At 68.2% G+C, this 24839-nt stretch carries 18 protein-coding genes and 1 tRNA gene; 18 read left to right on the forward strand and 1 reads right to left on the reverse strand.

Annotated elements, in window-relative coordinates:
• The first annotated feature begins 68 nt into the window (after positions 1-68).
• The 15 genes from OG844_RS25020 (at position 69) to gntD (ending at position 21265) form a co-directional block, all read left to right on the forward strand.
• Positions 69-839, forward strand: a complete 771-nt coding sequence (locus OG844_RS25020) for a thioesterase II family protein (protein WP_406393230.1) — start codon at positions 69-71, stop codon at positions 837-839.
• A 147-nt stretch (positions 840-986) separates the two neighbouring features.
• Positions 987-1208, forward strand: coding sequence for an acyl carrier protein (locus OG844_RS25025; RefSeq protein WP_406393232.1), 222 nt, complete (start codon positions 987-989; stop codon positions 1206-1208).
• A complete protein-coding gene (locus tag OG844_RS25030; protein WP_406393234.1) occupies positions 1205-2605 on the forward strand; it encodes a cytochrome P450 in 1401 nt (466 codons plus the stop codon). Before OG844_RS25025 ends, OG844_RS25030 begins: the two co-directional genes overlap by 4 nt.
• Before the next feature lie 74 nt (positions 2606-2679).
• On the forward strand, positions 2680-2892 hold the full coding sequence (locus OG844_RS25035; protein WP_406393236.1) for an MbtH family NRPS accessory protein: 213 nt from the start codon (positions 2680-2682) through the stop codon (positions 2890-2892).
• 62 nt (positions 2893-2954) lie between these two features.
• Positions 2955-3647 (forward strand): thioesterase II family protein, encoded by a 693-nt coding sequence (locus OG844_RS25040; protein ID WP_406396246.1) that lies wholly within the window; start codon positions 2955-2957, stop codon positions 3645-3647.
• Positions 3648-3664: 17 nt separating this feature from the next.
• Positions 3665-5467: a non-ribosomal peptide synthetase gene (locus tag OG844_RS25045; RefSeq protein WP_406393238.1), complete on the forward strand. Its 1803-nt coding sequence runs from the start codon at positions 3665-3667 to the stop codon at positions 5465-5467.
• A complete protein-coding gene (locus OG844_RS25050) occupies positions 5464-6693 on the forward strand; it encodes a cytochrome P450 (protein ID WP_406393240.1) in 1230 nt (409 codons plus the stop codon). The genes OG844_RS25045 and OG844_RS25050 overlap by 4 nt, the downstream gene beginning before the upstream one ends.
• The gene (locus OG844_RS25055; protein WP_406393242.1) at positions 6690-7427 is read left to right on the forward strand and encodes a thioesterase II family protein; all 738 of its coding nucleotides are present in this window, start codon (positions 6690-6692) and stop codon (positions 7425-7427) included. Before OG844_RS25050 ends, OG844_RS25055 begins: the two co-directional genes overlap by 4 nt.
• A gap of 94 nt (positions 7428-7521) precedes the next feature.
• The gene (locus OG844_RS25060; RefSeq protein WP_406393244.1) at positions 7522-8520 is read left to right on the forward strand and encodes a TauD/TfdA family dioxygenase; all 999 of its coding nucleotides are present in this window, start codon (positions 7522-7524) and stop codon (positions 8518-8520) included.
• 96 nt (positions 8521-8616) lie between these two features.
• Positions 8617-9693: a phosphopantetheine-binding protein gene (locus tag OG844_RS25065; RefSeq protein ID WP_406393246.1), complete on the forward strand. Its 1077-nt coding sequence runs from the start codon at positions 8617-8619 to the stop codon at positions 9691-9693.
• 5 nt (positions 9694-9698) lie between these two features.
• A complete protein-coding gene (locus tag OG844_RS25070) occupies positions 9699-9929 on the forward strand; it encodes an MbtH family protein (RefSeq protein WP_406393248.1) in 231 nt (76 codons plus the stop codon).
• Positions 9926-18244: an amino acid adenylation domain-containing protein gene (locus OG844_RS25075; protein WP_406393250.1), complete on the forward strand. Its 8319-nt coding sequence runs from the start codon at positions 9926-9928 to the stop codon at positions 18242-18244. Before OG844_RS25070 ends, OG844_RS25075 begins: the two co-directional genes overlap by 4 nt.
• On the forward strand, positions 18241-19551 hold the full coding sequence (locus OG844_RS25080) for an MFS transporter (protein WP_406393252.1): 1311 nt from the start codon (positions 18241-18243) through the stop codon (positions 19549-19551). Before OG844_RS25075 ends, OG844_RS25080 begins: the two co-directional genes overlap by 4 nt.
• On the forward strand, positions 19548-20165 hold the full coding sequence (locus OG844_RS25085; protein ID WP_406393254.1) for a hypothetical protein: 618 nt from the start codon (positions 19548-19550) through the stop codon (positions 20163-20165). The genes OG844_RS25080 and OG844_RS25085 overlap by 4 nt, the downstream gene beginning before the upstream one ends.
• A gap of 77 nt (positions 20166-20242) precedes the next feature.
• Positions 20243-21265 (forward strand): guanitoxin biosynthesis L-enduracididine beta-hydroxylase GntD, encoded by a 1023-nt coding sequence (gene gntD, locus OG844_RS25090; RefSeq protein ID WP_406393256.1) that lies wholly within the window; start codon positions 20243-20245, stop codon positions 21263-21265.
• Positions 21266-21988: 723 nt separating this feature from the next.
• Here the strand turns inward: gntD and OG844_RS25095 are convergent.
• Positions 21989-22063, reverse strand: a tRNA-Thr gene (locus OG844_RS25095).
• A gap of 177 nt (positions 22064-22240) precedes the next feature.
• Between OG844_RS25095 and OG844_RS25100 the strand changes: the two genes are divergently transcribed.
• From OG844_RS25100 to OG844_RS25110, 3 genes are all read left to right on the forward strand, one after another.
• Positions 22241-23377 (forward strand): sn-glycerol-3-phosphate ABC transporter ATP-binding protein UgpC, encoded by a 1137-nt coding sequence (locus tag OG844_RS25100; protein ID WP_356426413.1) that lies wholly within the window; start codon positions 22241-22243, stop codon positions 23375-23377.
• 236 nt (positions 23378-23613) lie between these two features.
• Positions 23614-24027: a hypothetical protein gene (locus OG844_RS25105; protein WP_406393258.1), complete on the forward strand. Its 414-nt coding sequence runs from the start codon at positions 23614-23616 to the stop codon at positions 24025-24027.
• Between the two features lie 36 nt (positions 24028-24063).
• The gene (locus OG844_RS25110; RefSeq protein WP_351172946.1) at positions 24064-24783 is read left to right on the forward strand and encodes a nucleotidyltransferase family protein; all 720 of its coding nucleotides are present in this window, start codon (positions 24064-24066) and stop codon (positions 24781-24783) included.
• Positions 24784-24839 lie beyond the last annotated feature (56 nt).

The raw sequence follows: 24839 nt of genomic DNA on the forward strand, positions 1-24839 counted from the left end.
CGGACCGGGGCGCCCCGCCACGGCACCGTCAGCTCGGTGACCGGGCCCATGAGATAGGCAAAACAACGATGTTCAGAGATCTCCGGAAGCGTCCCGGGACGTCCTCCAACGGGCCGGCCGAGGAGCTGACCTGCTATTTCCTTCACCATGCGGGCGGTTCCGCCGCCGGCTACATGCCGCTGGCCCAGGCTTTCCCGCCTGACTGGCGACTGCGCGCCATCGACCTCCCGGGCCGCGGCGCGGCCTCCCATCAGCCGCACTGCCGTGACGCGGCGGAGGCCGTGGAACTGCTCAAGCCCGCCTTCCTGGCCGAAGCGAGCGGCCCGTACGCCGTGTTCGGGCACAGCATGGGCGCCCTGATCGGATACGAGCTCGTCCGGGAGCTGGAGCGGGCCGGTCTCCCGCCGGTCTGGCTCGGGGTGTCCGCGATGCCCGCACCCAAGCTGGCGTGCGCCCGCTTCTCGGAGCGCCGCGACCTGTGGTCGCCGGAGCAGTTGATCAGCTTCATGCGGAGGCTGGGCGGCACTCCGGAGGAGATGCTGACCGACCCCGACATAGCGGACTGGATGGTCGGCATCCTGCGGGGTGACCTGCACCTGGTGGACACCTACGCGTACGCGGAGGGACCGCCCGTCACGGTGCCGATGTCGGTCTTCATGGGCGTCGAGGACGAGCTGTCCACGCCTGAGCTGATCGACGACTGGCAGTCGTACTGCACCCGGCCCGTGCGGTTCCACTACCTGTCCGGGGGCCACTTCTACCTGTTCGAGCAGGCCGAAGGCCTGGCTCGGTACATGGCCGAGGACATAGCGAAGGCCAAGGAGACGGCACCGCTGTGATCACAGTCCACCCGACGTACGAGATCGACCCCGACCGAGAAGGAAAGACAGGCAATGGAATCGTCACCGAAGGCCGCCCATCAGCAAGGCGAACAGGGCGAGATATCGGAACAGCCACACACATGCCCTGACCCAACCACTCCCCTTGTGCAGGAAATCGCGGAGCTGTGGGCATCATTTCTCGACGACCGCGAGGTCGGGGCAGACGACAACTTCTTCGAGATCGGCGGAAATTCGCTGATCGGCATCCGGATCCTTGAACGGCTGTCGCAGACGTACGGAGTCCCGGTGTCCGTACGTGACTTCTACCTGGCGCAGACCCCGGCTCGGGTTGCCGAGCTGATCGAACCGGGCAGGGCCCGGACGTGAGGTTGACACCGGGCGCCGGCCGCGACATCGACCTCGATGATGTCGATCTGCTCGACTTGGACCTCTACACATCGGGCGATCCACACCGTATCTGGGACGTGATGCGGGCGAAGGCGCCCTTGCACCACCACACGCTCGCGGACGGCCGGGAGTTCTGGTCGGTGACCCGCTACGACGACGTCTGCCGCGTACTCGGCGACCACCGGGAATTCACCTCGGAACGCGGCACGGTGATCACTCATCTCGGGGAGGACGACGTCGCGGCCGGCGTGCTGCTGACGTCCACCGACCCGCCCCGGCACACGGAGGTCCGCAGGCCGATCGCTCCCAAGCTCACCGCACGGGCGGTGAAGTCCTGGGAGGACGGCATCCGGCGGGCGATCGTACGGTTCTTCGAACCGGCCCTCGACGGCTCCACCTTCGACCTGGGCGAGCAGGTGCAACGCCTGCCTGCGATCGTCACGGGTCCGCTCCTGGGAATCCCGGAGAAGGACTGGGACGAACTCGTACAGCTGACCTCGATGGTGATGGCCCCTTCGGACCCGCACTTCAAGCTCGGCAGCGAAGCGGCGACACTGGCCATCGCCCACCACGAGCTCGTCGACTACGTGACCCAATGGGTCAAACGGCGGCGGTCGGACGGCGGCGAGGACGGGAGTCTGCTCGACCACCTGATGAGCGTCCGCGCGGGGGACGCGCCGCTGACCGACGAGGAGATCGCCCTCGACGGCTACAGCATCCTTCTGGGCGCCAACATCACGACTCCGTACACCATCTCGGGCACGGTGCAGGCGCTCATCGAACACCCCGAGCAGTACGCGCAGGCCGCCGCCGACCTGTCCCTGGTGCCCAACCTCGTCGAGGAAGGGCTGCGCTGGACATCGTCCGCGTGCAACTTCATGCGGTACGCGGTGCACGACGTCGAGATCGGCGGGGGCACGATCCCCGCCGGTGGAGCGGTTGTCGCATGGATCGGGTCGGCCAACCGGGACGAGTCCCAGTTCCCCGACCCGCACAGATTCGACATCATGCGCAGCAATGCGAAGCGCCAAGTCGCCTTTGGCTTCGGACCGCACTTCTGCATCGGGGCGCCGCTGGCCCGGATGACCCTGCGCATCTTCTTCGAGGAACTTCTTCAGCGGTGCGGGTCGATCGAACTCGATGGAGAGCCGCAGCACCTGCGGTCGATCTTCATTGCGGGGATGACCCATCTGCCCATCACCGTTCAGAAGAGGCGACACGACGGTCGCCACTGCGAGGGGCAGCGGGGCGCCGATTCGGCAACAGCCGGAGCCGGCGCCGCCGCACGGCCTGCCGAAACACCGGAAGTCGAGTGCCCGGCAGTTGCCGCTGTTCTGCCTCAGCAGGTGCCGGTGACGGTCAATTCCGGGTTCTAGCCTGGCGTTCTGAGCTTCATCTGGCAGGGCCACCATCTTTGAGATCACCCACCCACATCCCGACCGGAGCAATGATGAGCAATACCTCATTGGAAGCAGCGGAGAGTGCCGCATGGCTGGCCGTGCGCAACGAGGAAGGGCGGCACAGTATGTGGCCTGTCAGCCTTTCCATACCCCCCGGATGGAGCGAGGCCGGGTACCGCGGCGATAAATCCAGTTGTCTGGAGTGGATTTCGGAGAATTGGGTGGACTCGCGCCCGGCCGGTGTGGGGCGGGTGCAGACTTGAGCATTCGAGAAGGCGGTCGGCAATGGCTCGTCCGCGATACCGATCCCGATGCGCGAGCCCGGGTGTTCTGCTTTCCGGTGGCCGGAATAGGTGCTTCCGCCTATCGCGGCTGGCCCACGCGGATAGATGACATCGAGATCTGTCCCGTCCAGCTCCCGGGCCGTGAGAACCGGTTCAGGTCCCCCGCCCATACGTCCATGGATGTGTTCGCCAAGGACGCGGCCGACGCACTCCAGCCCTACTTGGACAAGCCCTTCGGCTTCTTCGGCCACTGCTTCGGGGCGCGCCTGGGCTACGGCCTCTCGGTCGAGCTCGCCGCCCGTGGCGGTCCGATGCCCCAGCAGATCTTCGCCTCCTCCTGCCTGGCTCCCCACCGCGGCGGCTACTTCGGCGGCGGTCGCTCCGGCCCCTTCACGCCGGAGACCACGGACGAGGAGTACATGGAGGAGCTGCGATACGGCTGCGAGCAGCGCGGCGAGCCCACACCCCCGGACGAGCTGCTCGCCCTGTCCATCCAGGTGCTGCGCGCCGACATCGCACTGACCTGCGGCTACCAGCCCTCGGGCGCGGGCAGCACCCCCTTGAACGTGACCACCGTCTCCTGGACCGGGGACACGCACATGCGTCCCGAGGAGATGGACGAGTGGTCGGCCTACGGAAATGTGCACCACATCCTCCTGACCGGCGACGACTTCACCCACCGATCGGCACCGGCGGACCTGCTTCAGGTCATCGCAGACGGTCTCCCCGAATGAATAGGAGTGCTCGCACCGTGAACACGGACGACCGCACTGCCCTGGGCGCGCCCCTCACCCTCACCGAGCTCTTCGCCCGGTCAGCCGCCGCGCACGGCGACTCTCCGTCGGTGTCGGACGACTCCGGCCGCCGGCTCACCTACGCCGAGCTCGACCGCGCGTCGGCGGAGCTGGCCCAGCGCCTCATCGACGAGGGCGTACGCCGCGAGGACCGGGTGGGCATCCACCGCGAGCGCGATGTCGACCTCGTCATCAGCATTCTCGGCGTACTGCGAGCCGGCGCGGCCTACGTAGCCGTGGACCTGCGTTACCCGAAGGCCCGGCGCGAGCTCATGCTCCGCGCGGCCGACGGCCGCCTGACCCTGGTCGGCCCGGGCGAGCGGGAACAGCTCGGTGACCAGGTGCGCACCATGGTCTGGGAGTACGACGCCGAACGCGCCCACGCCGACGCGCCGAAGGCCGGCCTGCCCGAGCCCGCCCCGCAGGACGCCGCGTGCGTGCTGTTCACCTCCGGCTCCACCGGTACCCCCAAGGGCGTCGTGGTCGAGCACCACAACCTCGTGCACTTCGCGGTGAATCCGCTGCTGCCGGAGCTCAGCCCCGCCGACCGCGTGGCCCAGATCGCGAACATCTCCTTCGACACCTTCCACTGGGAGCTGTGGAGTTCGTTCTGGGCCGGCGCCGAGATCGTCATGATGCCCTCGGTGCCCGACCTGGTGAAGGGCGACCCCGGCCGCGAGCTGCGCCGCCGCCGGATCACCGCGCTGCTTTCGCCGACCATGGCCTTCAACCACATCGCGGCTGAGGACGCCGACGTGTTCTCCTCGCTCCGCGTGCTGCAGACCGGTGGCGACGTGGTCCGTCCCGCCGCCTGCCGCGACGTGCTCGCGAGCAAGTTCTCGGGTCAACTGGTCAATCTGTACGGGCCCACCGAGGGAACCACCGCGGCCACCGCGTTCACCATCACCGACGTCGCGCCGGACGCGACGAGCGTGCCCATCGGCGCCGGTCTCGCGGGCGTGCAACTGCACGTACTCGACGCTCAGTTGCGCCCGGTCCCGAAGGGCACACCGGGCGAGCTCCACATCGGCGGAGCCGGCGTGACCCGCGGCTATCTGCGTGATCCCGCGCGAACGGCGGAGCGGTTCCTGCCCGACCCGTTCGGTACCCCCGGATCCGTGATGTACGCGACCGGCGACCTCGTCAGCGAGCGCCCCGACGGCGTACTGGATTACCTCGGCCGGAACGACGACCAGGTGAAGATCCGCGGCTACCGGGTCGAGCCGCGCGAGGTGGAGCGTTCGCTGCTGGCCTGCTCCGGCGTTCTCGACGTCGCCGTGCTGCCGCAGGGCGAGGGCCAGGACAAGCGGCTCGTAGCGTTCGTCGTGCCCCAGGGCCGGACCACCATGCCCGAGGTGCGTGCGTACGCCGAGGCGACCATCCCGGATTACCAGGTGCCCTCCGAGTTCGTTCAGGTGCCGGAGATCCAGTCCACCCCGCACGGCAAGCGCGACACGGCGGCGCTCGTGCAGCTCCTGGGCGACCGGGACCGGCGCCGCAGCGACTACGTGGCTCCGCGCACGGACAGCGAGCACTACCTCACCAAGGTCTGGGAGGAGCTGCTCGGCACCGAGCGGATCAGCGTCGACGACGACTTCTTCGAGCTCGGCGGCAACTCGATGCTGGCCTTCCGCATGAGCCGCAGGATCAGCCGGGACCAGGCGGCGGGCATCGGTCTGGAAGACGTGCTCGGCAACACCGTGCTGTCCGACATGGCGCTCGCCCTCGACGCGTCGCGGAACAAGGGAGAGGACGAATGACACAGCTTCTGATGTCGGCCGCCGACATCGACCTCAATGACACCGAGGCCTTCGTCACCGGCGACCCCCACGAGTTGTGGACCCGGCTGCGTGCGGAGGACCCGGTCCACTGGAACCCCACGCCCGAGGGCGGGTTCTGGGCCCTGACCAAGTTCGACGACGTGCTGATGGCCTTCCGGGACACCGAGACGTTCAGCTCGGAGCACGGAACCGTCATCGGCGGGTCGTTCCGCAACGAGGTCGACACCGCCTCCGGGCGCATGCTCGTCACCTCCGACGCACAGCGCCACCGGCAGCTGCGCCGCCGGATGCACCGGGTGTTCTCCGCGAAGATGATCGAGCGGGTGACGGAGACCGTCCGCGAGCGGGTCGCCGTCGTGCTGGACAAGATGTGGGCCGACGGCGGCGGCGACTTCGCCACCGACGTGGCCCGCGAGCTGCCGGCCGGTGGTCTGATGGCCCAGCTGAACATCGGACACGCCGACGCGCTGCACCTGCTGCGCCTCACCCAGACCATGATCGGGTACCGGGACGAGGACCACACCCTCGGCATCGCGCACGAAGGGCTGCGGCTCGCGACCGCCCAGGCGGACGTCTTCGACTTCTTCCTGGACCTGATCGCCGAGCGCCGGGCCGAACCGGGCGACGACGCGGTGAGCATCCTGCTCCGGCCCGAGCCGGGCGAGCGTGAACTCGACGAGGACACGCTTCTGTTCAACCTCATGAACCTGGCCATCGGCGGCAACGAGACGACCCAGCACAGCGCCAGTGGCGGTCTGCTCGCGCTGATGGACGACCCGGCGCAGTGGGAAGGGCTGCGGGCGGACCATAAGCTGGTCGGCACCGGTCTCGAGGAGTTCGTCCGCTGGACGTCCACCGCCTCGTACGTGCAGCGGCAGGTCACCAAGCCCGTCGTGGTGCGCGGCGTGCAGCTGGCCGAGGGCGACTCGGTCACGCTGTGGACGGCGTCCGCCAACCGCGACGAGGACCAGTTCTCCGACCCGAACCGGTTCGACCTCGGCCGCACCCCCAACCGCCATGTCGGCTTCGCCAGCGGACCGCATCACTGCATCGGTGCCGCAATGGGCCGCACCGCGCTCGCCGCCTTGCTCCAGGGACTGCGCGAGCGGCCCGGCCGGCTGGTCCCGGCCGGCCCGGCAGTCCGGCTCCGGTCGAACTTCATGCTCGAGTACAAGAGCGTTCCCGTCGAGGTGACCGCGGTATGACTGTCTGGACCCTGCAGCCCATTCCGGCCGACGGCGACTACCTGGTCTTCGGCGTGCCGTACGCGGGCACCGGAGCCGCCTCGTTCAAGGCGTGGCCGCGAGAGCTCGGGGCGGGCCGGTTCTGCGCCGTGCAGCCGCCGGGCCGCGAGAACCGGTTCGGCGAAGCCCACGTCAGCAGCCACCAGGAGTTCGCGGAGGGTCTGGTGGCGGAGATCCGCGACCAGCTGGACCGGCCATACGCGCTGATCGGGCACTGCGGTGCGGTGCCGTTCCTGCTGCAGATCGCGGCCCATCTGGAGAAGCAGGGCCTGCCGACTCCCCAGCGGCTGTTCGCCTCCGGGTGGGGCGCTCCGCACAAGGGGCTCTACGGCAAGCTGAACTTCGTCGACCTCGACGAGGTCGACATGGTCGCCGAGATCGAGGAGCGGTGCACAGCCCTGGGCTACCAACTGCCGCCAGAATACCTAGAGATGGCCGCGCAGACCCTGCTTGCCGATGTGCGGCTGCAGCGCGGCTACCGGGCCGAGGCACTGCCCAGCCGGAACATCCCCGTCTCGGTGATCGGCTGGACCGAGGACGCTGTCGTCCCCCAGGCCGAGGTATGGCCCGGATGGGACGAGTGCGCCTCGACCACGCACCACGTTCTTGAGGGCGATCACTGGGAATTCCTTCGCTTCCCCCAAGAACTGCGCGACCTCGTCGAGCGCGAGATGACCGCCGCGATCAGCACGTAGACGGCCGATGCGGCTCGTGACTGCCAGACACCACGCACACGAACGCGGCGTGACATTCAGCATCAAGGCTGCGTAGACGCTCAAAGGACCAGACATGCCCATTCACGTGTTGAGCCATCGAGCCCCCCAGGACATCGACCAACCGAGCGTGACGCTGACCGACCGGGAGCGCACCGAGGTGCGCTCCCTGGCGGAGGAACTGCACCGGTCTCCGGCCGCCGGGCAGGTCGACGATCCCCGCTGGCTGGCGCAAGCGCGGCGGCACAGCTGCCGGCTGCCGGTCCGGCTGCTCGAAGCCCTGCGCGACTTCCGCTCCGCGCCCGGCCCCGGCGGAACCCTGCTGGTCGGGAACCTCCCCGTCGACGTGGAGACGTTGCCCGACACTCCGTCGCTGCCGGACTCGGTGGAGCGCAGAGCCACGGTCCCCGCTTCGACGGCGATGCTTCTCGGCCAGCAGCTCGGCGATGTGTTCGCCTTCCGCAACGAGAAGCACGGCGCGCTGGTGCACAACGTCGTGCCGGTCCCGGCACTGGCGGCATCGCAGAGCAACGGCGGTTCCGTCGAGCTCGAACTGCACAACGAGAACGCCTTCCACCCGCACCGGCCGGACCTCATCGGGCTGCTATGCCTGCGCAGCGATCACGAGGGCACCGCGGGCACCCTGTTCTCCTCCATAAGGCGGGCGCGGGTGCTGCTCGACGACAGCGACGTGGCGATCCTGTGCCAGCCCCGCTTCGTCACCGAGGCGCCGCCGTCGTTCCATGCGGGCGGCGCGACCACCGCGCACGGCGTCCTGAACGGCTCGTTCGACGACCCGGACATCCAGGTCGACTTCAACGCGACCAGGGCACTTGACGACGAGGCCGGCGCAGCGCTGCGCAGGCTCGGCGCCGCCCTGGCCGAGGTGGCGTCGGAACTGGTGCTGCGGCCGGGCGACATGGCGTTCCTGGACAACCGCCTCGTCGTGCACGGCCGTACCGAGTTCACACCCCGCTACGACGGCAACGACCGCTGGCTGCACCGGGTCTACGCCCATCTGGACGGGCGGCCCAGTCTGTCGCACCGGATCGGCCCAGGGCCCGTTCTGGCCTAGGGGCTGGACTGAGCCCGGGCCGATCAGGCCCACGGCCTGATCCGCCGGACAGCTCCCAGTCGATCGCCCGTGAGATTCCCGAAAAGGACGAAGCACATGAACGCAGCCCAGACGGCTGTCATCCCGTCGGCCGAACCGGCGGTGCCGAGCTTGGTGCGCCAGATCCTCCTGGACATCTGGAGCACGACGCTCACGCACGACGTGACCGTGCACGACAACTTCTTCCAAGCCGGCGGCGATTCGCTGACGGCCCTTGTCACCATCGAGCAGATCAATCAGCGCCTCGGCTGGCGGCTCAACCTGGGCGACCTGATGCGGTTCCAGACCATCGCCGAACTGAGCGCGGAGAAGGCGCAGCCGCAGGCCGCCAACACCGAGACCGCGCTGATCCGGATGAGCAACCAGGGTTCGCGCACTCCGATCGTCTTCGTCCACGCCGGGCACGGCATGGTCGACGGCTACGGCCGGCTCATCCGGGAGCTGGGCACGGACCGGGCCTGCTACGGGCTGCAGTCCCCCTTGCTGGTCGAGGGCGCCGGGAGCGTGCCGGACGACATCCAGGGGCTTGCCGGGCTCTACGCGGACGCGCTGCAGGACGAATTCGGTGAGGACGAGTTCCATCTCTTCGGCTCCTGCGCAGGCGGCGCGCTCTGCCTGGAACTCAACCGCATCGCCGCCGATCGCGGGCTCACCATCGGCCGGACGATCGTGGTCGACGGCTACATCGAACGGAACCCCACCGGTGTGATGTCCGAGGACGAGCTGATCGTGGACTTCTACGAGGGCGTCCTGCGCATGTCGGGCACTACGGAACAGTTTCCGGCGATGAGCCCGCAGGACGCGGACCTCGAGCTGGCGTTGCGCAACTCGGCCGCCGCCATGTTCGGCGCGGGCCTGGGCTTCGACGAGCGGGCCGAGGCATTCTGCCGCCGCCTCTACACCTCCTTCGTCAGCACCGCGCGGGCGTGGGAGTCGTACCGCCCCGAGCCCGCCGACGTCGATCTGCTCCTGCTGCTCGCGCAGGACAACTACACGCTCGAGAACTGGAGTTCGGTCATCAAGGGCGAGCTGACCGCGGAAGTGCTGGATTCCACGTTCTACGGCCAGCGGCTCTGCATCGAAGAGGCCTCGTATCTCGTGGCCCGCACCATCAACTACCTGGGCGAGAACTGATCAGCATGGACAGCACAGCCACTAACCCGTTCGAGGACGCCACCGGCGTGTACCTCGTGCTGCGCAACACCGCCGGTCAGTACTCCCTGTGGCCGGGGTCCGTCGATGTACCCGCCGGATGGCACACCGCCTTCGGCCCCGGACCGCGGACGGCCTGCGCCGAGCACATCGAGAAGAACTGGACAGACCTGGGCCCCGTGCGCTCGGGTGCCGCGGCGGGAGAACTGGCTTCATGACCGAACAACTTGAACGCTTCGCCACCCTCGTCCAGGGAGCAGGACCGGCGACCGGTCTCATCGGCCGGTTCGCGGAACAGGTCGCCCGTGCCCCCCAGGCACCGGCACTGATCGCCGGGGACACCGTCGTGACGTACGGCGAACTCGACGACCGGGCCACCAGGGTGGCGCGTCGGCTGACCGACCAGGGCATCAAGGCGGAGGACACCGTCGGGATCCTCCTGCCCACCTCTCCCGATCTGGTCGCCGCGCTCCTCGGCACCCTCAAGGCCGGGGCGATGTACCTGCCGCTGGACCCCCACTACCCGCCGGACCGGCTCGCCTACATGGTGGCCGACGCCGCACCCCGGGCGCTGATCACCACCCGGGAGGCAGAGGCCGGATTCGACGGCCTGACCGGGGTCGACACGGGCGCGGTGCTGTACCTGGACCAGCAGGAGGACCAGCAGGAGGACCAGCGCGACTCAGCTCCGGCCGGCACGGTCGGTCCGGACTTCGATCCGGACCGCGGCGCCTACACCATTTACACCTCGGGCTCGACGGGGCGCCCCAAAGGCGTCGTTGTCACACACCGTTCGCTTGCGAACTTCCTGGACTGCCTGACCGACCGGTTCCAGGTGCACTCAGGTGACGTTGTCCTCTCCACCACCTCGATCTCCTTCGACATCGCCGGGCTCGAGCTGTACCTGCCGCTGGTGAACGGTGCCGTGGTGCATCTGGTGCCGCGGGAGACCACCGTGGACGGCGTGGCGCTGCGCCGGTACCTGGCCACGGCCGGGCCGACGCTGGTGCAGGGAACTCCGGCGCTGTGGCAGCTGCTGCGGGAGGCCGGTTGGAGCCCGGACGAACTTCTCGGAACGGCACGCCTGTTGTGCGGCGGCGAGGCACTGCCGCAGGATCTCGCCGACTTCCTCGCCGCAGGCACGGCCTCGGTGTGGAACCTCTACGGCCCCACCGAGACCACCATCTGGTCGCTCCTGGCACCGGTGGTCGCCGGGGAGCCCGTCACCATCGGACGCCCGCTGTGGAACACCGGAGTCCACGTCCTGGACGATTGTCTGGCACCGGTGGCGCAGGGCGGGACGGGCGAGCTCTACCTCTCCGGGGACGGCCTGGCCCGCGGTTACCGCGGGCGCGGCGCGCTCACCGCCGAGCGGTTCGTGGCCTGCCCGTTCGGTGCCCCCGGAAGCCGTATGTACCGCACCGGAGACCTGGTGCGGCAACGCGTCGACGGCCGGCTGGACTTCGTCGGCCGGGTCGACGAGCAGGTGAAGATCCGCGGCTACCGCGTCGAACTCGGCGAGATCGAAGCAGCACTGCGTCGGCTTCCCCAGGTGGCCCAGGCGCGTGTGATCATGCGTGAGGACGTCTCGGGCGTGGCCCAGCTGACCGGGTACGTCGTACCGACAGGCGGCCACAGCCCCACGTCCGACGAGCTGCGCCACGCCCTCGGCGCCTGGCTCCCGGCGCACATGGTGCCGTCCGGCATCGGGGTTCTCGACCGCTTCCCCCTGACTCCGGCGGGCAAGATCGACCGCAAGGCGCTGCCGTCGGCGGCCCGCTCCGGTACCGGAACGGGCCGGGATCCGGTTACCCCGCAGGAGCGGGTGCTGGCCGAGCTGTTCGGTGAGGTGCTGGGGCTCAGCGACGTCGGTGCCGACGACAGCTTCTTCGACCGCGGCGGCAACTCGCTCGCCGCCAACCGCCTCGTCGCCCGCGTTCGCAGCGAACTCGGCGTCGAGATACCCATCCGGGCCGTCTTCGACGAGCCCACCCCGGCCGCCCTCGCACTGCGGCTCACCGAGGCCGATCAGGCCCGCCCCGCCCTGCGCCCGATGGACCGCGGCGCCACGCTACCGCTGTCGTACGCCCAGCAACGTCTGTACTTCCTCCACCGGATGGAAGGTCCCAGCTCCACCTACAACATGCCCGTCGCCGTACGGCTGACCGGGGAGCTCGACATGGCGGCGTTGCGCGCGGCCGTCGTCCACCTCCTGCAGCGGCACGAGAGCCTGCGCACCCGATTCATGGACGGGCCCTTCGGAGCCGAGCAGGTGGTGGTGGCCGGCTCCGACGCCGCCGTGGCCGCCGCTGCCAACATCTCCGTGCACGAGGTCACGGACCAGGAACTGCCCGCCGCCGTCGATATCGCGGTGGAACACCTCTTCGACCTCACCACCGACATTCCGGTGCGCGTCGACCTGTTCCGCACCGGCGGACACGAGCACGTGCTGCTGTTGTGCATCCACCACATCGCCAGCGACGGCTGGTCCCTGGTCCCGCTGGTGCGCGACCTGTGCGACGCGTACACCGCCCACCGTGCGGCCACGGCTCCCACGACGCCGCCGCTGGAGGTCCAGTACGCCGACTACACGCTGTGGCAGCGCGAACTCCTCGGTTCGACCGACGACGCGGACAGCCTCATGGCGCGGCAGCTCGCCTACTGGCGCGAGCACCTCGACGGTGCGCCCGAGCTGTTGGAGCTGCCCGTCGACCGTCCGCGCCCCGTCACGGCGACCTACCGGGGCGACGTGGTGCCCTTCGAGGTGCCGGCCTCGCTCGCGGACCGGTTGATGAAGCTGGCCAAGCAACAGGGCGTCAGCTTGTTCATGGTGCTCCAGGCGGCCACGGCGACGTTGTTGACCAAGCTGGGCGCCGGCACCGACATACCGCTGGGCAGCGTCCTTGCCGGACGCGCCGACCGTGCCGTCGATGACAACGTCGGCTTCTTCGTCAACACCCTGGTGTTGCGCACCGATACTTCGGGCGAACCGACCTTCACCGACCTGCTGGCCCGGGTCAGGACCGCCAACCTGGCCGCGTACGAGAATCAGGACCTGCCGTTCGAGTACCTCGTCGAGGTGCTGAACCCGGCCCGCGGCACCAGCCACCACCCGCTGTTCCAGGTCATGCTGGTGCTGCAGAACAATGCGGCCCCGCAGTGGCGCCTTGGCGAGCTGGCGGCAGAGCTCGAGGTGGTGCCGACCCGGACCTCGAAGTTCGACCTGACCTTTGAGCTGACCGAGCGGTTCACCGCGGGCGGTCAGCCGGACGGGCTCGGCGGTGAGATCGAGTACGCGACCGATCTGTTCGACCGGTCCACGGCCGAGACCCTGATCGAACGGCTGCTGCGGGTGCTGCGGTCGGTGGCCGACGACCCGGCGCGTCCGCTGGCGTCCATCGACGTCCTCGGCGCAGCCGAGCGGCGCACGATTGTGCAGGAGTGGAACGACACCGGCCTGGAACTGTCCGGTGCGACCTACCCGCAGCTGCTGGCCGATCAGGTGGCCCGTACCCCTGACGCCGTCGCGCTCATCCACGAGGACACGGAGCTGACCTTCGCCGAACTGGACCGTCGGTCGAACCGGATCGCTCACTGGCTGATCTCCCGTGGCGTCGGCCGTGACGACGTGGTCGGACTCGCGATGCGGCGCAGTCCCGAGCTGCTGTGCGCGCTGCTCGGAATCCTCAAGGCCGGCGGTGTGTATCTGCCGCTCGACCCGGACTATCCGCCGGACCGCCTTACTTTCATGATCGCGGACAGTGCTCCCCTCATGCTCCTGACCACGAGCGACGTCGTCGCGAAGCTGACCGGCGAGGCGCGACAGCTGCCACGCCTGGAGTTCGACGACCCGTACACGGCAGGCGGGTTGGCGCAGTACCGCTCCGACGCACCGACGGATGCGGACCGCCGCGCGCCGCTGCGCCCGGACGACCTGGCGTACGTCATCTACACCTCCGGCTCCACCGGGCGCCCCAAGGGCGTCGCCGTCACGCACCGGGGCATTCCCAACCTCGCCCACAGCTACATCGAGCGGTTCCGGCTCGGGCAGGGCTCGCGGTTCCTGCAGTTCTCCTCGATCAACTTCGACCCGACGTTCTGCGAGCTGTGCTGCACCCTGCTCGCCGGCGCGACCGTCGTGCTCACCTCGCCCGACGAGCTGCTCTCCGCCGACCGGCAGCGTGAAGTGACGGCCCGGTACCGGCCGACGCACATCACCTTCTCGCCCACCATTCTCAGCGGGATGGCCCAGGACGCACTCGCGGACTGCGGCAACGTGATGGTCGCCGGTGAGGCCTGCCTGCCCGCACTGGCCGCCGCCTGGGCGCCGGGCCGCCGGATGATCAACGCGTACGGGCCGACCGAAGCCACCGTCGACACCCTGTACTGGGAGTGCGGCAGCGGCCCGGACGGCTTCGAGGAGGCGTCGGTGCCGGTGGGCCGTCCGCTGAGCAACACCAAGGTGTACATCCTCGACGCCGCGCTGCGCCCGCTGCCGCCCGGTGTCACCGGCGAGCTGTATATCAGCGGTGACGGTCTGGCTCGCGGCTATCTCGGCAGGCCGGCCCTGACCGCCGAGCGGTTCGTGGCCTGTCCGTTCGGTGCCCCCGGCAGCCGTATGTACCGCACCGGAGACCTGGCGCGCTGGCGCGCGAACGGTGCGGCCGGTGTGGTGGACTTCGTCGGCCGCGCCGACGACCAGGTCAAGATCCGCGGGATGCGCATCGAACTCGGCGAGATCGACGCGGTGTTGAAGGACCACCAGGAGGTGGCGCAGTCCGCCGTCGTCGTCCGCGAGGACACCCCCGGCCATCAGCAGCTCGTCGGCTATGTGGTCCCCCGGGCGCACGGCGGGGCCCACGACATCGAGCACGTCGACAAGTGGCACCAGATCCACGAGCAGGGATACAGCGAGCAGCGCGACCTCGGCACCGAGCAGGATTTCACCGGCTGGAACTCCAGCTATGACAACGAGCCGCTGCCACTGGAGCACATGACCGAGTGGCAGGCGGCCACGGTCCGGCGCATTCTCGACCTGCGGCCGGCCAGGGTGCTGGAGGTCGGGGTCGGTTCCGGTCTGATTCTGCGGCCGGTCGCACCGCACTGCACCGCGTACACCGGTGTGGACTTCTCCAACGCTCTGATCCAGAACCTCGGCAGGGCGATCGAGGGCAGCGACCTGCACGACCGGGTCGAACTGCACACCATGGCCGCCCACGAGGTCGGTGCGCTGGCGCCCGCCTGCTTCGACACCGTGGTGATCAACTCGGTGGCGCAGTACTTCCCCAGCGTCGACTACTTGATCGACGTCGTGCGCCGGACCATGGAGATGCTCGCTCCCGGCGGGCGGATCGTGCTGGGTGACATCCGCAATCTGCGGCTGCTGCGGGCCTTCGTCACGGCCATCGCCCTGCACGACGGCGCGCACGCCGACGAGTCTCTGGCCACGGTGCGGGACATCGTCGCCCACCAGCAGGAGCTGGAGAGCGAGTTGCTGCTCGATCCGGCCTTCTTCACCCGGATCGGCGATCTGGTCCCGGACGTCGTCGGTGTGGACGTACAGCTCAAGCGGGGTTCCTTCCACAACGAGTTGACGGACTTCCGCTACGACGTGGTCCTGCACAAGCGGGGAGCGGACCTGGTGTCCCTCGCCGACGTGCCCGCGCGCGAGTGGAGCAGCGCCGAGGACGTCGACACCCACCTGGGTACGGCCCGGCCGCAGGCCCTGCGTGTCACCGGTGTTCCCAACGGCCGGGTGACGGCACAGGTGGCGACCGCGCAGCGGGTGGCTTCCGGGACCGGCGCTCTCGTACGCAGCCTGTCCGAGGCCACCGACGTACGGTCCGGGGTCGACCCCGAGACCTTGTGCGAGATCGGCGCCAGGCTCGGCTACACCGTGCACCCGACGTGGACCGACACCGAGGAAGGCGACCGGTTCGACGTGGTGTTCCTCGCTGCCGGGCGGGCCGCGGGGCAAGGGCTGACCGACGTGTTCCTGGCCTCGGACGAGGACGAGCGTCCGCTGTGGCAGCTTGCCAACGACCCCCAGGCCTCCGATCGCGGTCGCAACCTCGCCACCGAACTGCGCCGCCACGCGGCACGACGGCTGCCGGACCACATGGTGCCCGCCGCCGTCGTCGTACTGGACGCGTTGCCGTTGACGCCCAACGGCAAGCTGGACACCCGGCAGTTGCCCGCACCCGAGTTCGGCTCCCGGGCGGGACGACCGCCGGCCACGCCGCAGGAAGCAACGATGGCGGCACTCTTCGCCGACGTGCTCGGCCTGGCGGCGGTCGGCGCGAATGACCGCTTCTTCGACCTCGGCGGCGACAGCATCCGGTCCATCCAACTCGTCAGCAGGGCACGCGCAGAGGGCTTCCGGATCACCCCGCGCGATGTGTTCCACGAGCAGACGGTCGAGGCTCTGGTGGCCCGGGCCGCTCGGCACGCCGAGGCGCACCCGACGGACGACGGCGCGGTCGTGGACGTCGACGCCTGGGAGAAGATCCTGCGGACTCCCGATCCGGCCTACCCGGTGTCCGACGCCTCACCCGCCGTGGATCGGGGGCGCATCACCCGGCGCGTCCTCGGCAAGGACGCCGAACGGCTGCTGACCGGCCTGCCGCGCCTGTACCGCTGCGGCCCCGAACACATCGCGGTGGCCGCGCTCGCTCCGGTGCTCATCGAGTGGCGCCGTACGCAGCTGCCAGGGGCCGGAGCCTGGCTGCGACTCGACCTGGCCACGGCGGGCTCGCCGACCGCGCACCCGGTGCGTCTCAATCCGGGCACCCCGGACCCGGACAAGACTCTGGCCGAACCGCAGGAGCTGGCCCGTGTGCTGAAGCGGGTCAAGGAGCAGGTACGCGCCGTACCGGAAGCCGGCCGAAACTACTCCGCGCTGCTCGCCGACCCCGCGGCCGCGCAGCGACTGTCCTCGTACGGGGCTTCACACGTGCGCCTGCGGGTGATGCCCGCCGGTACGGCCCGTGCCAACAGCAACGTGCGCTTCGAGGACGACGCTACGGAACCCGCTCTCAGCATCGATGTCCGGCCGGCCGACGACGGCATGGATCTGGAGACCATCTGGTCCTGGGACGCCACACGGTTCACCGAAGCCGCCGTGGGGGCGCTCGCTGACCGGTGGGAGACCTTCCTGGTCGCGCTGGCAGACCTCGCGAAACATCCGGAGCTCGGTGGGCTGACTCCCTCGGACGTCGCTCTGGTCGATGTCAAGCAGTCGACCATCAACCAGTTGGAGACCGACTACCCCGGCCTCTGCGACATCCTGCCGCTCACCCCGCTCCAGCAGGGCTTCCTGCTGTACACCGCCGCCGACCACCGCGGCCCCGATCCGTATCAGAGGCAGAGCCTGTTCGACCTGGACGGGCCGCTGGACACCGAGCGGCTGCGAAAGGCAGCGCACGCACTCCTGATGAGACACCCCAACCTGCGCGCCGGCTTCACCCACAGAGGCGTTCAGACCCCGGTGCAGGTGGTGCAGGAACAGGTGGAGGTGCCGTGGACGGTGCACGATCTGTCCCGGCTCGCACCAGCGGAGCAGGAGCGCCGGGAGGCGGAGATCCTCGCTGCGGACCGGGGCCGGCGGTTCGACCTGTCGACGCCCGTGCTGATGCGCTTCACCCTGCTGCGCCTTGGAACGGAACGGCATCGGCTGCTCGTCGGAGACCACCACATCCTGCTCGACGGCTGGTCGAACTCGCTGGTGTGGCAGGAGCTGTTCGCCCTGTACCGCGGCGAGCGGCTGCCGGCGGCGCCGCCCTTCCGTGACTACCTGGCGTGGCTCGCGTCGTGCGACCGTGATGCCGCGGTGTCGGCATGGCGAAGCTATCTGACGGACGTCGATGGCCCGACCAGGGTCCATGCCGCCAAGCCGACGCCGGACGTCTCGCTGCGCACCATGGGTGTCACGCTGACACCGGAGCTGACCGGTTCACTGCAGCACCGGTGCGCACAGGCCGGGATCACTCTCAACACGGCCCTCCAAACGGCGTGGGGCATCGCGCTCGGCCGTCTCACCGGGCGCGACGACGTGCTGTTCGGCAACACCGTCTCCGAACGGCCGGCTGAACTCGACGGCGTCGAGTCCATGGTCGGGCTGCTGCTCAACACCGTGCCGCTGCGCGTGCGTATCCAGTCGGGCGAATCCATCGGCACAACCATGGCTCGGGTGCAGGAATCGCAGCTGGACATACTCCCGCACCGCTCCCTCGAACTCACCGAAATCCAGCGACTGTTCGGGGCAGGCGAACTGTTCGACGCCTGTTACGTGTTCCAGAGCTACCCCGCAGATTCCCTCGAGGAGAGCGAGACCGCCGGACTGCAGGTGCGTGAACTGGTAGACGGTGCGGAGGGGCTTCCGCATTACCCGCTCGGCATCACGGTAACTCCGGGCCGACACATCCGATTCACCGTCGGATACCACCCTCATGTGTTCGACGACGACCAGATCAACGAGATCAAGGAATCCATCATCGGTACGCTCGAAACGATCGCGGCAGGGGAACACGGATGAAGAATTTCCTGACGATGGTTCGTGGACTCCCGTTCGCGATGAAGGTCCTGCTGGCCTCCGCTGCCGCGCGAAGCCTGAGCTCCTTCGCGATCCTGGCCTACATGCCCATCTACCTGTACGACACGGTGGGCATGGACGGTGCCACCATCGGCTATGTGATCGGTGGGAGCGTACTGGTCGGCACGCTGACGGGCGTTTACGGTGGCTATCTCGCGGACCGGTTCAGGAAAGTCGACCTGGTCATCGTGCTCGACGTCGCGCTCATACTGCTCTATCTCAGCCTGACGGTGTTCCACGATCCGGTCACCGTGACGGCCATCCTGTTGATGGCCAACGTCGCCTCCTGGTCGATGGGCGTCGCCGGCAGTGCCCTGCTCTCCGAACTGGTGCCATCCGAGAACCGCGTCAAGGTGTTTTCTCTACGCTATTCGTTGCAGAACATAGGTGCAGCAGTAGGTCCCTTCCTGGGCATTGCCGCGCTCGCGGCCGGACCCGGTGGGCCGTTCATTCTCAGCGTCACCGTCATTGGCGCCTCCTTGCTGCCTCTGATAATTTTCCGCCACCGGTTCGTGCCCGCCGGCAGTGGTACGACGGCACCGGCTGGGGCAGCAGAGCAGAGCACAGAAGAGCAGAGCGCAGACAAGCAGGACGAGGAAGAGACTCCCACGTTCCGTCAAGTGCTGAAGGTGATGGGGGCGGACCGGCGGCTGACTTACTTCACCATCGGCGGAATTCTCAGCATCGTGGTGTACGGACCGCTCCTGACCTTCATGTCGCAGTACCTCATCCTGGTGGAGGACCGCGACACCGCCTACAAGCTGGTCGCCTACATTTCCGCCGCCAACGCCATTACGGTCATCGGCGCCCAGTACGCCCTCGGCAGCCGCCTGAGGCAGGACAATCTCCTGAAGTGGCTGACCGTCGGGATCGGCGCCTTCGTTGTCGGGTTGGTCGCGATGTCGCTGTCCACGAATGCGGCCATCATCGTCATCGCTGTGGTGATCTTCAGCCTTGGCGAGGTCGTTCTGGTGCCCGCGGAGTTCACATTCATCGACTCCATCGCTCCCGACAACCTGCGCGGCAGCTATTTCGGCGCACAGAATCTCATCCATATCGGCATAGCTCTGGGGCCGATACTCTGCGGTTTTCTGCTCCAGCATTTCGTGCCAGCCGCAATGTTCTACGTCCTGATCGGCGTCGTGATCGCCAGCTGGTGGTTCTACGTCATCGGCTGCCGGGTCACGGCAGCCGATCGCGAACCGGTGCAGGTGGGCGCGGAATCAGTGAAGGTGGGGAATGAGAAATGAGCTTCGCGGAGATCACCCAGAAGACGTACTGCCCCTTCGCCAAGCCATCGAAGATGGGGCCGGGGATCACCATTCGGACCGATGACGTCGAGAATGAGCTGGCGCGGCACCGTGACATCATCTCGGACTTCTTCCGCACGGCCGCCGAGCGCTCACGCGACGGCATGATCATCACCTTCGAGGAGTCGACGCTCGGTATCACGCTGGACGCGCTGGTGGATCTCACTCGACGCTTCTACACCACGCTCACCCAGATGTTCTCAAGCGTATATATTCCCGATGATCCGCGGCCTGATGAACGCTGGTACGCGATGATCGAAGGTGAACTGTTCTTCCTGGTCTCGTTCGCCCCCTGCTACCCGGAGACATCACCGCGGTACACCTACGGCGATCAACGGACCTACTTTCTGCTGCAACCCGCCAGCACTTTCGATCGGCATGCCAAATTTATCGATCGGCAACGTACGGGGATCAATCGCGCTTTTGCCGCGGTCGGCAAACCGTACGATGCGCGACTGGCCAATGTGGAGAACGACATGTTCAAGGCCGTCATGCCGATCGACTCTCTCGGTGATCACATTCCATGGTGGGTCCCTGAGGGCAGCACAGCGTAAGAACAGCAGGATCGCCTCCTGCACGCCGGCCTTCAAAAGGCTGACAGCAAACATTCGACACCAGAAGCGAGGCGCCCATGAGTCAGTACCGCGGCATTCTGAACTACGACCTCTCCGCCGAAGAAATATCGTCCCTCGAGCAGTTGCTCGCCGACCCGAATGTGGCACAGTACGATCCCGGCGAGCAGACGTTCTATGACAACGCCTGGGAGCTGGTGTCGAAGGTACCGATCGGACTTCGTCGGTTCTTGGAGGAATTCCGACGCAATGACGCAGCTGCCGGCTTCCTGCTGCGCGGCTTCGGCGTCGACGACGACGCTGTCGGCCCGACACCCTGTAACTGGGCCGAGGCCGCCGCCGCCGGACGTACCCGCCGAGAAGAGCTCTTTCTCGCGTTGATGGGCCAGTGCCTCGGCGAAGTGTTCAGCTGGCCCACACTGCAGGCCGGACGAATGATCCAGAACGTGCTGCCCATCGCCGGCGAAGAAGGCGAGCAGAACGGACACGGCAGTGACGTGCTCCTCGAATGGCACACCGAGGACGCTTTTCATCCCTACCGCTGTGACTACCTGGCCCTCTTCGGCATCCGCAACCACGACCGGGTGCCGACGACGCTGGCTTCGGTCCAGGACGTGGAACTGTCGGCGGACACGCGACAGGTGCTGTCCGAACCGCGGTTCTACATCCTGCCCGACGACGAGCACCTGCGTCAGCTCGCTGTCCAGCGGCCCGATGACCCCGGACTGCTGCGGATGCGCGAGATGCGGGACAACCCCGAGCCCGTCGCCGTGCTCTTCGGTGCCGGGGACACTCCGTACCTGCGCATCGACCCGTTCTTCATGCGCTGCGTCGACGGCGACGCCGAAGCGGAAGTGGCGCTCAAGGAGCTGGTGACAGAGCTGGAGCGTGTGCAGCAGGACGTGGTGGTGGAAGCGGGCACCCTGCTGGTCGTCGACAACTACCTTGCCGTGCACGGTCGTCGCGCGTTCACGGCACGCTACGACGGAACCGACCGCTGGCTGCAGAAGGCGGTTGTCGCACGTGATCTCCGTAAGTCGCGGTCCGCGCGGGAGTCCGCCGCAGGACGCCTCCTGGGCTGATCCAGATGCTCGGGATCAGAGGCTCCATCCGTTCCCGGATGGAGCCTCTGTCGTGCCGCTTGCCCATCGTCCTGCGCGTCCGGGGGCTCTTCCGGCTCCGGCATTCAACGACCGGACATCAGCGCCCAGACGCTCAGGCCCAGCCCGCCGACCGAAATTCCCGCGTGGACCCCGCCCCGGAGCGCCCAGATCTTCACCCCTCCCGATGTGCGAAGGATTCCGTGCTGTGCCAGCAACCCGAAGCCGGCCGCGGCAGGCTTGGGCTGCCGCGGCCCGCCCGACGCCGTACACCGCAGACAAGTGATCCACCCGGCTCACCGGAGATTCATCCGGAAGCGGAACCGGTACCACTGGCAGACGGCGGGGAAGACCGATAGCGGCAGAAGCAGGCACCCAGTAGCCGGCCTGTTGACCCGATCGCCGTCATCAAGCGACGCGACGCAGTCGCGGCTTCCCGACGCTTCCGGACCGTCGGCCAGATCGAACCTGCTCTCGCGCTGCTGGAAGCCCACGGCTACCTCCGGGCCGAGGAGCGGGCGATCCACGCTCTCGATGGACGCGATGCGTCGTATGGGAGACGCGTTCATGCCCGCCCCGGAACCGGTGACTGGGACCAGAACCGATACCCCCGGCATCAGGGCAGCGCGCGACCGGCGTCGGCGTCGCGTCCGCCGAAACGAAGAAAGCCCAGCTCAGAGCGCATCTGAGCTGGGCTTTTCGTTGAGCCCCCTGTCGGATTCGAACCGACGACCTACGCATTACAAGTGCGTTGCTCTGGCCGGACTGAGCTAAGGAGGCAGCGGAAGCAGTGTAACCAACGCCGGGACCGGAACCCGCTCCATATTCGGGACCTTCGGACTGCTGACAGATCCGAAAACGCCAGGTAGCGTCACACCAGGCTCACTCAAGTGGACCAGACCACTCCCTTACTCGGATCGTCCGGCACGTTCCTGCCGGTGGAGGAGAAGATTCAGCATGGCCAGTGTCACGTTCGACAAGGCGTCCCGCGTCTACCCCGGCTCCACGAAGCCGGCCGTGGACCAGCTCGAGATCGACATCGAAGACGGTGAGTTCCTCGTCCTCGTCGGTCCTTCCGGTTGTGGCAAGTCGACCTCCCTGCGCATGCTCGCGGGTCTCGAGGACGTCAACGGCGGTGCGATCCGCATCGGTGACCGTGATGTCACGCACCTGCCCCCGAAGGACCGGGACATCGCCATGGTGTTCCAGAACTACGCGCTCTACCCGCACATGTCCGTCGCGGACAACATGGGCTTCGCGCTGAAGATCGCCGGGATCAACAAGACGGAGATCCGGGCGAAGGTCGAAGAGGCCGCCAAGATGCTGGACCTCACCGAGTACCTGGACCGCAAGCCGAAGGCGCTCTCCGGTGGTCAGCGTCAGCGTGTGGCCATGGGCCGCGCGATCGTGCGTGAGCCCCAGGTCTTCCTCATGGACGAGCCGCTGTCGAACCTCGACGCCAAGCTCCGTGTGTCGACCCGTACGCAGATCGCCTCGCTGCAGCGCCGCCTCGGCATCACCACGGTGTACGTGACCCACGACCAGGTCGAGGCCCTCACCATGGGCGACCGTGTCGCGGTCCTCAAGGACGGTCTGCTCCAGCAGGTCGACTCGCCGCGCAACATGTACGACCGCCCGGCGAACCTCTTCGTGGCCGGCTTCATCGGCTCCCCGGCGATGAACCTCGTCGAGGTCCCGATCACGGACGGCGGCGTCAAGTTCGGCAACAGCGTCGTCCCGGTCTCCCGTGCGGCACTCTCCGCCGCCGCGGACCGCGGCGACACGACCGTCACCGTCGGCATCCGCCCCGAGCACTTCGACATCCTCGAGCACGGCGGCGCCGCCGCGCAGACCCTCACCAAGGCTTCGGGCGACGCGCCGGCCGGCCTGGCCGTGTCGGTCAACGTGGTCGAGGAACTCGGCGCCGACGGCTTCGTCTACGGTGCCGCGCAGGTCGGTGGCCAGCACAAGGACCTGGTCGTCCGTGTCGGCGGCCGTGCCGTTCCGGAGAAGGGCACGGAGCTGCACGTCGTGCCGCGCCCGGACGAGCTGCACGTCTTCGCGACCTCGACCGGTGAGCGCCTCACCGACTGACGTCGTCCGAACCGTACGACGGCCCCGCACTCCCGAGTTCCGGCTCGGGGGTCGCGGGGCCGTTTGCGTGGCGTTGCGCGCCTGGGGGTTTCGGACGCGGGCAGCCCCAAATATCGTGGCACAGCGGTCATTTCACCCCGGTTCGTCAACCGGCGATTCGAAAGGCCACCTCGAACGACCCCCCGCAGGAGTGACGAAATGTCGCCACGTCATCACTGACCGCTACGCTCGCCTGCGTGACCCACACCGCGCGCCGAATCGGCCGAACCCTCGCTCTCGTACTGCCCGTCGTCATGGTCCTCTCCGGGACCCTCGCGGTCACCCGCGTGCAGTGGTCGGCGCACAACACCGAGTCGCAGCTGCTGACGGCCGCTTCCGAGACCGTGTCCAAGCGCGCCAAGGCGCGTGAGCCGCAGGATGTCCTGCGGGACAAGCTGCTCCGGGAACTGCGGGAGGAGGACCCGGGCGTCGCACTGACCGAGCTCCAGCGCACGGTGGAGGCGCGTCCGTCGCTGGCCACGCACTGCATGTCGATCGCGAAGGCGCTGGGCAAGGCGGCCGTAGACCAGTACGGACCGACGCGTGCGCACCGCTTCTCCCGTCCGGTCTGCGACACGTCGTTCGCTTCGGGCGTCGCCCAGTTCAGCTGAGCCGGGTGTGCGCGGGCACGGCATATCGTGCCTGGCATGCAAACGTTTCCGACGCAGGCCGTGATCCTGGCGGGTGGCCAGGGCTCGCGGCTGCGCCCGTACACCGATGACCGCCCCAAGCCGATGGTCGAGATCCCGGGGACCGGGACCCCGATCATCGGCCATCAGCTTTCCTGGCTGGCCGCCGAGGGTGTCACCGACGCCGTGATCTCGTGCGGCCATCTTGCCGATGTGCTGCAGGAGTGGCTGGACTCGGCCGATCTTCCGCTGCGTGTCACGACCGTCGTCGAGACCGAGCCTCTGGGCCGGGGCGGCGGTCTCAAGCATGCCGCGACACGGCTGCCCGACCCGTCGGAGCCGTGGTACGCGACGAACGGCGACATCTGGACGCGTTTCTCGTTGCGGGAGATGGCGGCGTTCCACGCCGAGCGGGATGCCACCGCCACGCTCGCGCTCGCCCGTCCGCGGATTCCGTGGGGTGCGGTGGAGACGGACGCGTTCGGGCACATCACGGACTTCATCGAGTCGCCGCCGTCGCCGTACCTGATCAATGCGGGCGTGTACGTGTTCGCGCCCGCGTTCACGTCCCTGCTGCCGGACCGGGGCGACCACGAGCGGACGACGTTCCCGCGGCTGGCCCGTGAACGGCTGCTGGCCGGCTTCCCGTTGCCGCACGGGGCGTACTGGCGGGCGATCGACACCGCGAAGGATCTGACGGAGGCGGCGAAGGAGCTGGGCGCCCACACGGGCGGCTAGACGGCACCGCGGACGTGCGCGAGGGCGGCCACCGGTTTCCGGTGGCCGCCCTCGCG

It is taken from the genome of Streptomyces sp. NBC_00887, from assembly GCF_045207585.1.